Source organism: Streptomyces sp. NRRL S-118, assembly GCF_000716335.1.
GTDB lineage: Bacteria > Actinomycetota > Actinomycetes > Streptomycetales > Streptomycetaceae > Streptomyces.
Genome location: NZ_KL591004.1, coordinates 33,124 through 45,848, shown reverse-complemented (window position 1 = coordinate 45,848; position 12,725 = coordinate 33,124). Strand labels below are relative to the sequence as shown.

At 69.5% G+C, this 12,725-nt stretch carries 13 protein-coding genes and 1 tRNA gene; 9 read left to right on the top strand and 5 right to left on the bottom strand.

Annotated features, from left to right (window positions below):
• Positions 1 to 30 precede the first annotated feature (30 nt).
• Positions 31 to 105 (bottom strand) — tRNA-Asp (locus tag IH00_RS0109485).
• Between the two features lie 110 nt (positions 106 to 215).
• Positions 216 to 4,166, bottom strand: coding sequence for an ATP-dependent RNA helicase HrpA (gene hrpA / locus IH00_RS0109480; RefSeq protein WP_031071629.1), 3,951 nt, complete (start codon positions 4,164 to 4,166; stop codon positions 216 to 218).
• Between the two features lie 95 nt (positions 4,167 to 4,261).
• On the opposite strand from hrpA, the gene IH00_RS0109475 reads away from it, so the two are divergent.
• The 4 genes from IH00_RS0109475 (at position 4,262) to IH00_RS38880 (ending at position 7,402) form a co-directional block, all read left to right on the top strand.
• Positions 4,262 to 4,630 carry a hypothetical protein gene (locus IH00_RS0109475; protein WP_031071628.1) on the top strand — a complete coding sequence of 123 codons (369 nt, stop codon included), beginning with the start codon at positions 4,262 to 4,264 and terminating at the stop codon, positions 4,628 to 4,630.
• Between the two features lie 58 nt (positions 4,631 to 4,688).
• The gene (locus IH00_RS0109470) at positions 4,689 to 5,387 is read left to right on the top strand and encodes a DsbA family protein (protein WP_031071627.1); all 699 of its coding nucleotides are present in this window, start codon (positions 4,689 to 4,691) and stop codon (positions 5,385 to 5,387) included.
• Positions 5,384 to 6,211 (top strand): cytochrome c biogenesis CcdA family protein, encoded by an 828-nt coding sequence (locus tag IH00_RS0109465; RefSeq protein WP_031071626.1) that lies wholly within the window; start codon positions 5,384 to 5,386, stop codon positions 6,209 to 6,211. The genes IH00_RS0109470 and IH00_RS0109465 overlap by 4 nt, the downstream gene beginning before the upstream one ends.
• A gap of 432 nt (positions 6,212 to 6,643) precedes the next feature.
• Positions 6,644 to 7,402, top strand: a complete 759-nt coding sequence (locus tag IH00_RS38880) for a hypothetical protein (protein ID WP_158827763.1) — start codon at positions 6,644 to 6,646, stop codon at positions 7,400 to 7,402.
• Positions 7,403 to 7,646: 244 nt separating this feature from the next.
• On the opposite strand, the gene IH00_RS0109455 is transcribed toward IH00_RS38880, so the two are convergent.
• The 3 genes from IH00_RS0109455 to IH00_RS0109445 all read right to left on the bottom strand — a co-directional run bounded on the left by IH00_RS0109455 (position 7,647) and on the right by IH00_RS0109445 (position 9,904).
• Positions 7,647 to 8,351, bottom strand: a complete 705-nt coding sequence (locus IH00_RS0109455; protein WP_078887654.1) for a TIGR02391 family protein — start codon at positions 8,349 to 8,351, stop codon at positions 7,647 to 7,649.
• Between the two features lie 123 nt (positions 8,352 to 8,474).
• Positions 8,475 to 9,152: an AAA family ATPase gene (locus tag IH00_RS0109450; protein ID WP_234334809.1), complete on the bottom strand. Its 678-nt coding sequence runs from the start codon at positions 9,150 to 9,152 to the stop codon at positions 8,475 to 8,477.
• Positions 9,149 to 9,904 carry a GntR family transcriptional regulator gene (locus IH00_RS0109445; protein ID WP_031071619.1) on the bottom strand — a complete coding sequence of 252 codons (756 nt, stop codon included), beginning with the start codon at positions 9,902 to 9,904 and terminating at the stop codon, positions 9,149 to 9,151. The genes IH00_RS0109450 and IH00_RS0109445 overlap by 4 nt, the downstream gene beginning before the upstream one ends.
• A 414-nt stretch (positions 9,905 to 10,318) precedes the next feature.
• Between IH00_RS0109445 and IH00_RS43310 the strand changes: the two genes are divergently transcribed.
• From IH00_RS43310 to IH00_RS0109420, 5 genes are all read left to right on the top strand, one after another.
• On the top strand, positions 10,319 to 10,477 hold the full coding sequence (locus tag IH00_RS43310) for a hypothetical protein (protein ID WP_199819725.1): 159 nt from the start codon (positions 10,319 to 10,321) through the stop codon (positions 10,475 to 10,477).
• 90 nt (positions 10,478 to 10,567) lie between these two features.
• Positions 10,568 to 10,831, top strand: coding sequence for a DUF6284 family protein (locus IH00_RS0109435; RefSeq protein ID WP_031071617.1), 264 nt, complete (start codon positions 10,568 to 10,570; stop codon positions 10,829 to 10,831).
• Positions 10,828 to 11,316: a hypothetical protein gene (locus tag IH00_RS0109430; RefSeq protein ID WP_052411299.1), complete on the top strand. Its 489-nt coding sequence runs from the start codon at positions 10,828 to 10,830 to the stop codon at positions 11,314 to 11,316. The genes IH00_RS0109435 and IH00_RS0109430 overlap by 4 nt, the downstream gene beginning before the upstream one ends.
• Complete coding sequence (locus IH00_RS0109425) at positions 11,313 to 12,290, top strand: hypothetical protein (RefSeq protein ID WP_031071613.1); 978 nt, start codon at positions 11,313 to 11,315, stop codon at positions 12,288 to 12,290. Before IH00_RS0109430 ends, IH00_RS0109425 begins: the two co-directional genes overlap by 4 nt.
• On the top strand, positions 12,290 to 12,631 hold the full coding sequence (locus IH00_RS0109420; RefSeq protein WP_031071610.1) for an RRQRL motif-containing zinc-binding protein: 342 nt from the start codon (positions 12,290 to 12,292) through the stop codon (positions 12,629 to 12,631). Before IH00_RS0109425 ends, IH00_RS0109420 begins: the two co-directional genes overlap by 1 nt.
• Positions 12,632 to 12,725: the final 94 nt, after the last annotated feature.

Genomic DNA, 12,725 nt, shown 5'->3' with positions numbered 1-12,725 from the left:
CATCCATGAGGATGCGGGCTTCGATCGATGCGGTCCTGACGGGATTTGAACCCGCGGCCTCCACCTTGACAGGGTGGCGAGCACTCCAAACTGCTCCACAGGACCAGGAGTCGCAGCCGGTTGAGTTCTGCGCTTGGCTGCGAGAAGAACTGTACAGCAGGTCAGACGGTCCGGTCGACCTCACCCAAGGCGACGGGGCCGTCACCCGCCACCGGCTACGGCACGGCCGCGTCGATCGCCTTCAGGATCCGCTTGTCGGACACCGGGTGGGCGGTGCCCAGGGCGTGGGCGAAGTAGCTGACGCGCAGTTCCTCGATCATCCACCGGATGTCCAGGACCTCCTGGGGGACCGGCCGGCCCTTCGGCATCTGCTCCAGCAGCCAGGCGTACTCGTCCTGCATCTCGTGGACCTTCTCCATGCGCGTGGTGTCGCGCTGGACGGCCGTCGGCATCTGCTGCAGCCGCCGGTCGACCGCCACCAGGTAGCGCATCAGGTCCGGCAGGCGCCGCAGCCCCGTCCTGGTGACGAAGCCGGCCGGCACGAGCGCCGCGAGCTGCTCGCGCACGTCCTGGACGTTGTTCACCAGGGTCAGGCTGTTCGTCGCCTTCAGACGGCGCTCACAGGCCTGCCAGGCCGCCAGTATCTGCTGCACCTGGTCCACCGTACGGATCGTCAGCTCGACGAGGTCGGCGCGGACCCGGTCGTACAGCTTGCGGAAGGACTCCTCGTCCCACGCCGGCCCGCCGTGGTCGGCGATCAGACGGTCCGCGGCGGCGGTCGCGCAGTCCTCGAACAGCGCCTGCACCGAGCCGTGCGGATTGCGGGACAGGGCGAGCTTCTGCTGATTCGTCAGCTTGTCGGACGCGAACTTCGCCGGGTTCACCGGGATGTTCAGCATGATCAGCTTGCGGGTGCCGCGCCACATCGCCTGCGCCTGCTCGGCCTCCGTGTCGAAGAGCCGTACGGCGACGCTCCCGCCCTGGTCGACCAGCGCCGGGTACGCCTTGACCGGCTGGCCCGCCCGCCGCGTCTCGAAGACCCGCACGAGCGTGCCGATCGTCCAGTCCGTCAGGCCCGTGCGCTCCAGGGACTGCCCGGAGCCGGAGGGGCCGGCCGTGGCGGCCGCGGCCGCCTTGGACAGCGCCTGACGGGCCTTCGGCTTCAGCTGGAGCTTCAGCGCCTCCAGGTCCTTGTCCTCGGCCAGCTTGCGGCGCCGCTCGTCGACGATCCGGAAGGTGATGCGCAGGTGGTCGGGGACCTTCGACCAGTCGAAGTCGCCGGCGTCGACCGGGACGCCGACCATCCGCTGCAGCTCGCGGGCGAGCGTCACGTCGAGCGGCTCCTGCAGGGGGACCGCCTGGGCCAGGAACCGCCGCGCGAAGTTCGGCGCCGGGACGTAGTTGCGGCGGATCGGCTTGGGCAGCGAGCGGATCAGCTCGGTGACGACCTCCTCGCGCAGGCCCGGGATCTGCCAGTCGAAGCCCTCGTCGGTGACCTGGTTCAGCACCTGGAGCGGGATGTGCACGGTGACGCCGTCCGCGTCCGCGCCCGGCTCGAACTGGTAGGTGACCCGGAACTTCAGGGCGCCCTGCCGCCACGAGTCCGGGTAGTCGGCCTTGGTGACCGCGCCCGCCTTCTCGTTGATCAGCATCTCGCGCTCGAAGTCGAGCAGGTCGGGCGCCTCGCGCCGCTTGTGCTTCCACCACGAGTCGAAGTGCGCGCCCGAGACGACGTGTTCGGGCACCCGCTGGTCGTAGAAGTCGAAGAGCGTCTCGTCGTCCACGAGGATGTCGCGGCGCCGGGCCCGGTGCTCCAGCTCCTCGACCTCGGTCAGCAGCTTGCGGTTGTCCGCGAAGAACTTGTGGTGCGTGCGCCAGTCGCCCTCCACCAGGGCGTGCCGGATGAACAGCTCGCGCGAGACCTCGGGGTCGATGCGCCCGTAGTTCACCTTCCGCTGGGCGACGATCGGCACGCCGTACAGCGTGACCTTCTCGTACGCCATGACCGCCGCCTGGTCCTTCTCCCAGTGCGGTTCGGAGTAGGTGCGCTTCAGCAGGTGCCCGGCCAGCGGCTCGATCCACTCGGGTTCGATCCTCGCGTTGACCCGCGCCCACAGGCGGGAGGTCTCCACCAGCTCGGCGGACATGATGAAACGCGGCGGTTTCTTGAACAGCGCCGACCCGGGGAAGACGGCGAACTTGGCGCTGCGGGCGCCCAGGTACTCGTTCTTCGCGCCCTCCTTGACGTCCTTCATCCCGATGTGGGAGAGGAGCCCGGCGAGCAGAGAGACGTGGATGCGGTCGTCCGGGGCGGACAGTTCCGCCGAGGGCTCCTCGAGGTGGAGGCCCATCTGCTTGGCGACCGTACGCAACTGCGTATAGATGTCCTGCCATTCGCGGATGCGCAGGTAGTTGAGGTACTCGGACTTGCACATCCGGCGGAAGGCCGAGGAGGACAGCGCCTTCTGCTGTTCGCGGATGTAGCGCCAGAGGTTCAGGAACGCCAGGAAGTCGGACGTCTCGTCCTTGAACCGGGCGTGCTGCTGGTCGGCCTGCGCCTGCTTCTCCGCCGGCCGCTCGCGCGGGTCCTGGATGGACAGCGCGGCCGCGATCACCATGACCTCGCGGACGCAGCCGTTCTTGTCGGCCTCCAGCACCATGCGGGCCAGCCGCGGGTCCACCGGCAGCTGGGCCAGCTTGCGGCCCTCCTGCGTGAGGCGCTTCTTCGGGTCCTTCTGCGCCGGGTCGATCGCGCCGAGTTCCTGGAGGAGCTGCACGCCGTCGCGGATGTTGCGGTGGTCCGGCGGGTCGATGAAGGGGAACTTCTCGATGTCGCCGAGCCCGGCCGCCGTCATCTGGAGGATGACCGACGCCAGGTTCGTCCGCAGGATCTCGGCGTCCGTGAACTCGGGTCGGGCGAGGAAGTCGTCCTCCGAGTACAGGCGGATGCAGATGCCGTCCGACGTACGGCCGCAGCGGCCCTTGCGCTGGTTGGCGCTGGCCTGGCTGACCGGCTCGATCGGCAGGCGCTGGACCTTGGTGCGGTGGCTGTAGCGGGAGATGCGGGCGGTGCCCGGATCGATGACGTACTTGATGCCGGGGACCGTCAGGGACGTCTCGGCGACGTTCGTCGCGAGGACGATGCGGCGCCCGGAGTGGGGCTGGAAGACGCGGTGCTGCTCGGCGTGCGAGAGGCGCGCGTAGAGGGGGAGGACCTCGGTGTTGCGGAGCTTCTTCTTGACCAGGGCGTCCGCCGTGTCGCGGATCTCGCGCTCACCCGAGAGGAAGACCAGGATGTCGCCGGGGCCCTCCGACTGGAGTTCGTCCACGGCGTCGCAGATGGCGGTGATCTGGTCGCGGTCGGACTCCTCGGAGTCCTCCTCCAGGAGCGGGCGGTAGCGCACCTCGACCGGATACGTACGGCCCGAGACCTCGACGATGGGCGCGTCGCCGAAATGGCGGGAGAAGCGCTCCGGATCGATGGTCGCGGAGGTGATCACGACCTTGAGGTCGGGGCGCCGGGGGAGCAGCTGGGCGAGGTAGCCGAGCAGGAAGTCGATGTTCAGCGACCGCTCGTGCGCCTCGTCGATGATGATCGTGTCGTACGCGCGCAGCTCGCGGTCCGTCTGGATCTCGGCGAGCAGGATGCCGTCGGTCATCAGCTTGACGAAGGTGGCGTCCGGGTTCACCTGGTCGGTGAACCGGACCTTCCAGCCGACCGCCTCGCCCAGCGGCGTCCTCAGCTCCTCCGCGACCCGCTCGGCGACCGTGCGGGCGGCGATGCGCCGCGGCTGCGTGTGGCCGATCATGCCGCGTACGCCCCGGCCCAGCTCCAGGCAGATCTTGGGGATCTGGGTGGTCTTGCCGGAGCCCGTCTCACCGGCGACGATCACGACCTGGTGGTCGCGTATCGCCTCCGCGATCTCGTCCTTCTTCTGGCTGACCGGGAGCTGCTCGGGGTACGTGACGCGCGGCACGCGGGCAGCCCGCTCCGCGGTGCGGGCGGCGGCCTTCCCCGCCTCGGCGGCGATCTCGTCCAGGACGGCCTGCCGGGCCTCGGGTTTGCGGATGCGGCGGGAGCCTTCGAGACGGCGGCCGAGCCGGTGCGCGTCGCGCAGCGAGACCTCGGCCAGCAGGGTCTGGAGGTCGGCGAAGGAAGTAGACATACCTGACCCAGGATCTCACTCGCGGCGACGGAGTGGCGAACCGATTTCCCCGTACCATTTCCGGCGAGTCGAACGATCTTGGGAGGCGGTGGCGCATGCGTTGCACCGGCAGCCGGTGGTGCCGTGCGGCCGCCGCCGTCCTGCTGCTGATGGGCGCCCTGCTGGTGTGCGGCCCGGGCGCCGCGGCGGCTCAGGACGCGCCCGTGGCGACCGCCGGTGCCGCGGTGACCGCCGGCACCGGAGGGCAGGCGCCCGGGTGCGACCCGCTGGAGGACCAGGGCGGCCTGGCGCCCGCGGTGCCCCCGCGGCCCGCCACCGCGGCCGAGCTGCTGCCCGCGCCGCACACCGGCACGCGGTTGCCCGCGGACCGGGACGACCCGGCGGTCGTGGCCGTCTTGCCGGAGCGGGCGCCGCCGTGGCTCGCGGGGCCGTCCCCGGTGGATCTGTCGGTGCTGCGCGTATAGGGGCCGTACGCATCCCCTCCGTACGGTCCCCTACTTCACCGCGCTCAGGAGCTCCACCATGTCCACGTCCAAGCCCTACCTCATCGGTGCGGGTGTCGCCGTCGCCGCCGCGCTGGCCGCCTTCGCCTCGTACACCGCGACCAAGCCCGCCGAACCCGGCACGTCCGTCGTCGCCGGGTCGCAGAGCACGGGCGTCCATCCCGAGCTGGAGGCGTACGCCCGGCGCGACGGCAAGGACCCGCTGGCGGTGGGGCGCGCCGACGCGCCCGTCGTCCTCATCGAGTACGCGGACTTCCAGTGCGGCTACTGCGGGAAGTTCGCCCGGGACACCGAGCCCGCGCTGATCGAGAAGTACGTCCGCGAGGGCACGCTGCGCATCGAGTGGCGCAACTTCCCGATCTTCGGCGCGCCCTCCGAGGGCGCGGCGCGTGCCTCGTGGGCGGCCGGGCAGCAGGGCCGGTTCTGGCAGTTCCACAAGGCCGCGTACGCCGTGGGCGCCAAGGAGAAGGGCTTCGGCAAGGAGCGGCTCCTCGCGCTGGCGCGGGAGGCGGGGGTGGCTGACCTCGACCGCTTCGGGCGCGACCTGGACAGCGAGGCGGCCCGGCGCGCCGTCGCGAAGGACCAGGAGCAGGCGTACGCGCTCGGCGCGACGTCGACGCCGTCGTTCCTGGTGAACGGCCGGCCGATCGCCGGTGCCCAGCCCATGGAGACGTTCACGGAGGCCATCGAGGCGGCGAAGCGCGAGGCCGGGCGATGAGCGGCATCGGCTACCTGGCGGCGTTCCTCGGCGGTCTGCTCGCGCTGCTGAGCCCGTGCAGCGCGCTGCTGCTGCCGGCGTTCTTCGCGTACTCCATCGACAGCCCGGCGAGGCTGCTGGCCCGCACCGGCATCCTGTACGCGGGTCTCGTGACCACGCTGGCTCCGCTGGGCGCCGCCGGGTCCTTCGCGGGCCGGCTCTTCTACGGCCACCGGGACGTGCTCGTGACCGCGGGCGGCTGGCTGATCATCGCGCTGGGAGTGGTGCAGATCCTGGGCCTGGGTTTCGCCTCGCGCCGGATCGCGGGGGCGAGCGGCCGGATCCGCCCGACGTCGGCGCTCTCGGTGTTCGCGCTGGGCCTGGTGTACGGCCTCGCCGGGTTCTGCGCGGGGCCGATCCTGGGCAGCGTGCTGACGGTGGCCGCAGTCAGCGGGAGCCCGGTGTACGGGGGCCTGCTGCTGGCGGTGTACGCCCTGGGCATGGCGGTGCCGTTGTTCCTGCTGGCGCTGTTCTGGGATCGCTACGACCTGGGGCGGCGCGGCTGGCTGCGGGGCCGGGAGCTGCGGCTGGGCCGGCTGCGGCTGCACAGCACGTCGGTGCTGTCCGGCGTCTTCTTCGTCCTGCTGGGCACGCTGTTCCTGGCCTTCGACGGCACCACGGCCCTGCCGGGCCTGCTGACCGTGGACGACTCGTACGCACTGGAGACCCGGGTGGCGGCGCTGGGGCGGGCGGTGCCGGACTGGGCGCTCCTGCTGGGGGTGGTGGCCCTGACCGCTGTCATCCTCGGCGCGCGCGGATGGCGGCACCGGGGCGAGCGGGCGTGAGCGGAGGGCCGCGCCCTGCGCCGCCCGGTGCGGGGGCGGCCCGGGTACGGCACCCGGGTACGGCAAAGGCCCCGTCCGGAGGACGGGGCCTTGGTGCGGTGGCTGGGGCCGGGGTCGAACCGGCGACCTTCCGCTTTTCAGGCGGGGTCCGGCTTGGGCGACGCCAGGTCCCCGTGTTCGTCATGGGCCCCTGGAGGACGGGGCTGTGCGTGGCTGTTGGCGTACGGGTCGGCGTACGCCCAAGGGCCCCACATCGGCTGGCCCAATAGTGGGATGAGCCAGCCACGCCGCCGGTAGCGTCCCTGCCAGAGCACTCGCATAGGAGGAGACATGCAGGTACGAGCCGTCGATTTACCCGAACTGCGGGCCACTCTCCGATCCTTCGCAGCATCCGTCGAGGGTGCAGAGTACTGGGAAGACCACGCTGCGACCGTGGACTATTACCAGACTCTGAAAGTTGACGGCGCAGACCTCCGGGCCATCGTCCTTGATGCCCTCGATGGTGACCTGTTCGCTGTCTCCGGCCCCATGGGAGAGCTGGCGGCGACAGCCGGCGGGTCGCTAGAACTTTTTGACATGGAAGCGCAGGATGTCCCCTCGCTCACTGGCGTCCTGGCCTTCGAGGCTCCTCCGGCGCTACTCCAGGGGGCAGACTGGGACGGCTCGCTTATGACACTCCATGGCGCTGCGTGGGCCGTGCGCGAAGCGGGGGAAGGGGGATGTGTCTGGATCACTCCCATTGCTCAGCCGAGCGACAGTACGGAGCCACTCCTTGGGGGCCCTCGGCTTCTGCCGTTCTCCATGGCTGATCAGGCGCCGGCCATGACGCGGGAGAAGAACCTGTTCGACTTCCTGGTCACGACACTGCGGGCTGCGTGGCTTCTCATGGTTCAACCGCTTGCGGATTGTTCAGAGGTGCCACCAAGCCGTGCGATCCGGAAACGTCTTCGACGCATCAACAACGAGCCTGCGTCCGTGCGGCTGATCGACCTACGCCGCCCCAAGATCGGCAACGCGCATGGTTCTGGTAACCGCGACTATCACTATCAGTGGATCGTGCGAGGGCACTGGCGACAGCAGTGGTATCCGGTGCGGCAGGTGCATCGGCCTGTGTGGATTGCCCCTCACGTGAAGGGTCCGGAGGGTGCACCGCTGCTCGGCGGGGAGAAGGTGAACGTGTGGCGTCGCTAGCTTGCCGCGGACACGTTGGGGCCCGTCCGGGATGTTCGGGCCGTGGTGTTTTCGGAGGTGGGTCCTCTCCGCCGCCTCGCCGTCGGCGGTCGCGCGGCTTGCACAACCACGCTAAGCGGGTCGGCCGGCCGGGCACCTCCCGCATCCGTTCAGGTCAGCGCACAGCGGGCGGCCAAGGGGTGAGAGATGAAGCGCCCTCGACCCGTCGGCCGAGTAGATTTCAACGTTTGGGATGCACGACCGCCTAGGTCACGACCTGGCACCTATCGATCAGCCGGGCCAGCGCGCTGAACGTCGCTAGCTGCTCCATAGCCTCCTGCTCTGCCAGGTCACCGGTCTCATGAGCAGCAGGATTCCGGAAGGCGAAATAGGCCCCCTGCCCAAGCTGGAGAGCGCCACGCTGCCGTGTCTGCACTCCGGGATCAGCTTGATCGCCCGCCACCCGGAGGCGAGGCTTCCCTGCTTCCGGGGCTTTGTCACTAAAGGCTTCCTGGACGAGCTTGGCGTCCGACAGGTCACGCCGACCGAGTTTGTTCTGGAGATGGGCGTTGACCGAAGTAGCGGCGGCATGGACGGCGGCTCGATAGTGTTCCGACTCCCAGAAGGTACGAGCCGCGTCCCACACCCATGGGTGAAGCCCATCCGCTTCCAGGGAGGGAGAGTCCGGTGCCAGGTAAGTGGCCCACTCGTCCATGTCGGTCAGGATGCCGACGCCTCGCCGTACCGGGTCGAGGTTGATGGTTAGGTCCTGCCACTCGCTTTCTCCCAGCACTTCCAGCTCCACCGCTGGGAGGCCAAGGGCACTCAGTATCTTTACGACGGTGGGCTCTGCCTCGAACAGCCACCTCCGCTCGCTCTCCGTATCTCCATTGGCATACCGGACGTTCCAGTACTGAGTTGCCAGCTCGTCGAACGACACGAGCTTCTGACGCATCCAGGCTCGGTTCACACGAGGAGCGTAGAGCCGGGCGATGGCAGCGAGTGTGGTTTTCCGGGTACCTGCGTGAGCAACTGGTACGGAAAGTGAGATGGACGGGCCCGGACTTGACCTGCGCGTCTGCTTCCCGGCATGTCAGGTTCGGGAGGCATCTAGCGCGTTGATCACGGGATCAGGATCACCGTCGTACGACAGGTGCGGCTCATCAGCCTGAGGGGGGACGAACCGGGTGCGGTACCGCTGTAGGTCGCTCTCCGAGAAGTAGATCGAGTTTGGATCGTTCGCGTGGAACTCGTTGCGCGTACTGATCCGCTCCCACAGCTCTTCATGGCTGGCTTCGAGGTAGACCAGCACAGGAGTCGCGTCGGCGTCGATGGCTATCGCTCGCCACTTGGCCCGGTCCTCCGGAGTCCAAAAGCCGTGGTCAACGACCACGTCGTGCCCTGCCTTGAGCTGCTCCCTGAGGTCAGCCGCCACGTCTTCAAGGACCGGACGCTCAAGGGTTGGGAAGACACCACGGGGGAAGTCCACCCCATAGACCCCATGCCGACGGAACATCTCCTCGTCCGGGCACAGGCGTACGAACCCGCGAGCGGTGAGCGCACGGGAGAGGGTGGTCTTGCCCGAGCCGGGGAGTCCGGCCATGAGGACGCAGAGCGGCGGGCGTGGAGGCATCGGTCTCGTCAGGGTCCGGGAGATGGCATCCACCTCCGCTTCGGCTTCGGGCGTGATTGTGCCAGCCCTGCGGGCCGCCAGGTGTGCGCCTAGCCGTGCTTCGAGCACATTCGTGAGCGTGTCATCCATGACCGTCACGAGACCTCCGATTCTGTGCGCCACGTCCGGCCGGGACCCCCAAGGTCTACGCCGTACTCCACGATGTTGCCCTCACTGTCGACGAACTTCGCCGTCATGACGACCACTGGCTCCGTGGGCAGGTTGTCGGGGTCCAACTCCAGCAGCCGCGCATGCTCCGGTGTCAGCAGGGATGCCGACGCGGAGTCGATACGGTGGCTGATCGGGTGGCCGGTCGCTTCGGCAATGAGCTGGAGTGACGTGCCACCCGTGAGGCGCTCGCTCTTCGCTAGCTGAGGGATCAGCTTGCCGTACCGGGCCGGGATCCACGACGTGCTGTGAGCGACGATGCCGCGCCGGTCCCTATATACGCGGCTGCGACGGATGACATCGGCGCCGGGCTGAATATCCAGCGCTTGCGCCACTTCGGCGGGCGCCGGCACTACGGCCGCTTGATGCGAGTCGGACCTCTCGCCGTCTCCCCAGCTCGACCCGGTGCGGCGGCCCCGGTCCTGCCGCTGAGAGCCCGAGGACATTGGCGTGGGCTGGTCGAGAACCTCAGTACCAATGCCGTGAATGCCTCGCACGAGCCCCTCGTTGCGCAGTTTGCGCAGGGCCTTTTCGGCGGTGGCCGTGCTCACCTTCCACTCTTCCGCGAGGTTCTTGATGCTCGGCAGGAGGGTGCCCGGCTGTAGCTCGCCGGTCGAAATCAGCTCTGTGTAATGGGCAGCAATCTTCGCGTACGGCGCCCGATTGTCAGCCTGGCCTGCCATGTCGCCCGCTCCCTGTCGTGGCTTCTCTGAGGTTCCCTAGCTTACCGCTTGACACCACAGGGAACCCTAGGGAACCTTAGGGATGTGCCCGCCGGTCGGTGTAACTGGCCGAGGGGTGCGGGACCTCGACGTGCCCGACTCAGGGCCGCTTGAGGTCAAGGGGCCCGGGACAGAGCGGGCCGAGGGTCCCGGGTCCCTGGTCAACCGGAGGGCAAGACCGAAAGGTCACCGTCTCGCGGCCTGCAACGGGAGCGCGCTCCTGAAGGCGAGACATGACATGAACCGCCGCCGCACTTCGGTGCTGCGGCCGGTTGCCTCTCCGCCTGTCCGGGCCCCTCATGGGGCGCCGTACGGGCGGGGCGTGGGGAGCCGGGCCGGATTGGCCGGCCGGAGCCTGCACCAAAAGGAGTTCGCATGTTCGGCAAGAAGTCGCAGCAGCAGTCCTCCGACCTGACCACGTCGGCTGCGGTCAAGCGCAGCCAGAAGGTCTACGACCGGATCACGTCCGGCAAGGCCAAGAACGCCGCCGCCGAGCTGGACGCCGCCCACGGGCGCGGCGGCAAGCGCGGCTGACCCGACCACTCACCTCATACGGCGCGGCCCCGGTGTTGGAGCACCGGGGCCGCTGTCGAGCCGTAGAACCTGCTAGGGAGACCACGACTCATGAAGCACATCGTTGCACTTCAGGCGGTTGTTACCGCCTCCGCGTTCGACGGGGAACCGTCGGCCGCGGAGCTGGAGGCGATCGAGCGCGAGATGCCGCTGATCCGGGCGGAGGTCGAGTTGCTGGACGCGCAGATCACCGTGCTGGACCGTGCGCCGTCGCAGTTGGACGCCCGCCGGATTCGGCGGGCTCGGCGCCGGGTGCTGGCGGCCCGACGGGAGCTGACGAACCGCGTGGTGGCCGGGACGGGGGATGCCGCATGATCCGCCTGGTGACCCGCCGCCGTCTGCGGGAGCTGACCGACCGCGCCCACCAGGCCCGCATCCGGGCCCGGGAGGTACAGGGGCAGGCGGACGAGGCGTACGCCGCTCACCTCCGTGCTCTCGCCGTGCTGACGGAGCGGGCAGAGTCGGCCGAGAGTGACGCGGCGATCCTCCGTGAGGAGGTGTGGGAGCTTCGGGCCGCCCTGGCGCGTGCGGGGGCGGAGCTGGAGGTGTCCCGGCTGGAGGGGCAGGAGCTGGTGCTGCTGCTGCACTTCGGTGAGCCGCACAGCATCCATCTCACCCGTGAGGACGCCTACGCCTACGCCGCTACCCACGGCGTGCCGATGGACGGCTGGGTGGCGCGTACGGAACAGCCGGCGGACCGCGTGCCGTGGGTGTGCATCGCGTTCACGCACGAGCCCGCGACGGTCGGCTTCCGCTCGGTCCTGGCGCCCGCTGTCGGGGCGGTCGGGGGTGCTGGATGAACAGTGTTCAGATCCGTTCAGCCGAGCGCGCTCTGTCGGCCGGGACGTGGCTGATCGTCTCCGGAGCGGTGCTCTATTCGATTCTCACCGTCACCCCGCTGATGGCCAAGCACACGCCGGATGCCTGGGATTGGACGGCTCCAATCCTGCCGCTCGTGGTGGACGCCGCCGTGGTCATCGTCGTCCGTCTCGATGCTGTCCTGGCCCGCCTGGGCGGGCACGGCGGGCGGTGGCCGATCGCGCTGCGGTGGATGACCGGCGGCATGACCCTGGCCCTGAACATCGCCGACTCCGCCCTGAAAGGGGACCTGGTAGGCGTGGCGGTGCATGCGGTCGCGCCGCTGCTGCTGATTGTCACCGCAGAGACCAGCCTGGCCTACCGTCGCGCCATCTCCGCCGCGCTGACCGCCTTGGACGCCCGGCAGCGCGCCGAGCAGATGGAGCGGCAGAAAGCGGCGTCCGCCGAGCGGGAGGCAGCCGAAAGGCGGGCCCGTGAGGAGCGCGAGCACGCCGCCATGTTGGCGCGTGAACAGCGTGAACACGAAGCCCGCTTGGCTTGTGAGCAGGCCGAGCGGGAGGCCGCCGCACGGCGCGAGGAAGCCGAACGGGCTGAGGCTCGGGAGCGGGCGGAGCGGGAGGCTCGTGAACGCCGTGAACGCGAGCGTGAACAGCAGCAGCGGGAGCGTGAACGCCTTGAACGCGAAGCCGCGGCCCGCCGCGAAACCGAGCGTCGGCAGCGGGAGGAACGCGAGGCTCGTGAACGCGCCGCGCTCCTAGCGGGTGGGCCGGTGAACGAGAAGGTTGGCGAGGATCACGCCCGCCGGATCGTGCGTGCCGCGTTCGGTGAGGGCCTGCCGGTGCGGGCGGCTGCCGATCTGTGCGGCTGGTCGATCGGCTGGGTGTCCTCCCGCTACCAGGAATTCCGTGACGCCTCCCGGAGCGCGCCGCGTGAGCTGGAAGGCGCGGCGAGCTGATGGCCGCGCTTCCCGTCTACCGGTGGCGCCTGGCCCCGGACGGCTACGCCACCTACCGCCAACTCCGCGCCATGGGGCTCCGGCCCGGCGGACAGGACGTGGCCGCTCAGCTCGAACGGCCGCGCCGCCGCCTGGGCCCGCTGGTCGCCTACCTCTACCGGATCGACCAGGCCAAGCCCGTCCGGCCGATGACCCCGGCTCGCTGGGCGGCCCTGGCCAGGGCGAACGGCGCCCAGCGGATCTGCCCGAACTGTCGCCGTGACGTGGGGTATCGCATCCCGCGCTCACACGGCATGTGCGGGTCGTGCATCGCCCGCGAGGAACAGCGCATCGCCAGTTGAGTTCGGCCCGGACGCTGCCGGCCAAAGCATCGCGTCCGGGCCTCTGACCTCCCGAAGGGAGAAGCCCAGCATGACGGACACCATCCTCACCCCG

What these genes read in the sequence shown, in the direction of transcription:
- hrpA (WP_031071629.1), bottom strand. Translation starts at nt 4,166, where the DNA reads ATGTCTACTTCCTTCGCCGACCTCCAGACCCTGCTGGCCGAGGTCTCG.
- IH00_RS0109475 (WP_031071628.1), top strand. Translation starts at nt 4,262, where the DNA reads ATGCGTTGCACCGGCAGCCGGTGGTGCCGTGCGGCCGCCGCCGTCCTG.
- IH00_RS0109470 (WP_031071627.1), top strand. Translation starts at nt 4,689, where the DNA reads ATGTCCACGTCCAAGCCCTACCTCATCGGTGCGGGTGTCGCCGTCGCC.
- IH00_RS0109465 (WP_031071626.1), top strand. Translation starts at nt 5,384, where the DNA reads ATGAGCGGCATCGGCTACCTGGCGGCGTTCCTCGGCGGTCTGCTCGCG.
- IH00_RS0109445 (WP_031071619.1), bottom strand. Translation starts at nt 9,904, where the DNA reads ATGGCAGGCCAGGCTGACAATCGGGCGCCGTACGCGAAGATTGCTGCC.
- IH00_RS43310 (WP_199819725.1), top strand. Translation starts at nt 10,319, where the DNA reads ATGTTCGGCAAGAAGTCGCAGCAGCAGTCCTCCGACCTGACCACGTCG.
- IH00_RS0109435 (WP_031071617.1), top strand. Translation starts at nt 10,568, where the DNA reads ATGAAGCACATCGTTGCACTTCAGGCGGTTGTTACCGCCTCCGCGTTC.
- IH00_RS0109430 (WP_052411299.1), top strand. Translation starts at nt 10,828, where the DNA reads ATGATCCGCCTGGTGACCCGCCGCCGTCTGCGGGAGCTGACCGACCGC.
- IH00_RS0109425 (WP_031071613.1), top strand. Translation starts at nt 11,313, where the DNA reads ATGAACAGTGTTCAGATCCGTTCAGCCGAGCGCGCTCTGTCGGCCGGG.
- IH00_RS0109420 (WP_031071610.1), top strand. Translation starts at nt 12,290, where the DNA reads ATGGCCGCGCTTCCCGTCTACCGGTGGCGCCTGGCCCCGGACGGCTAC.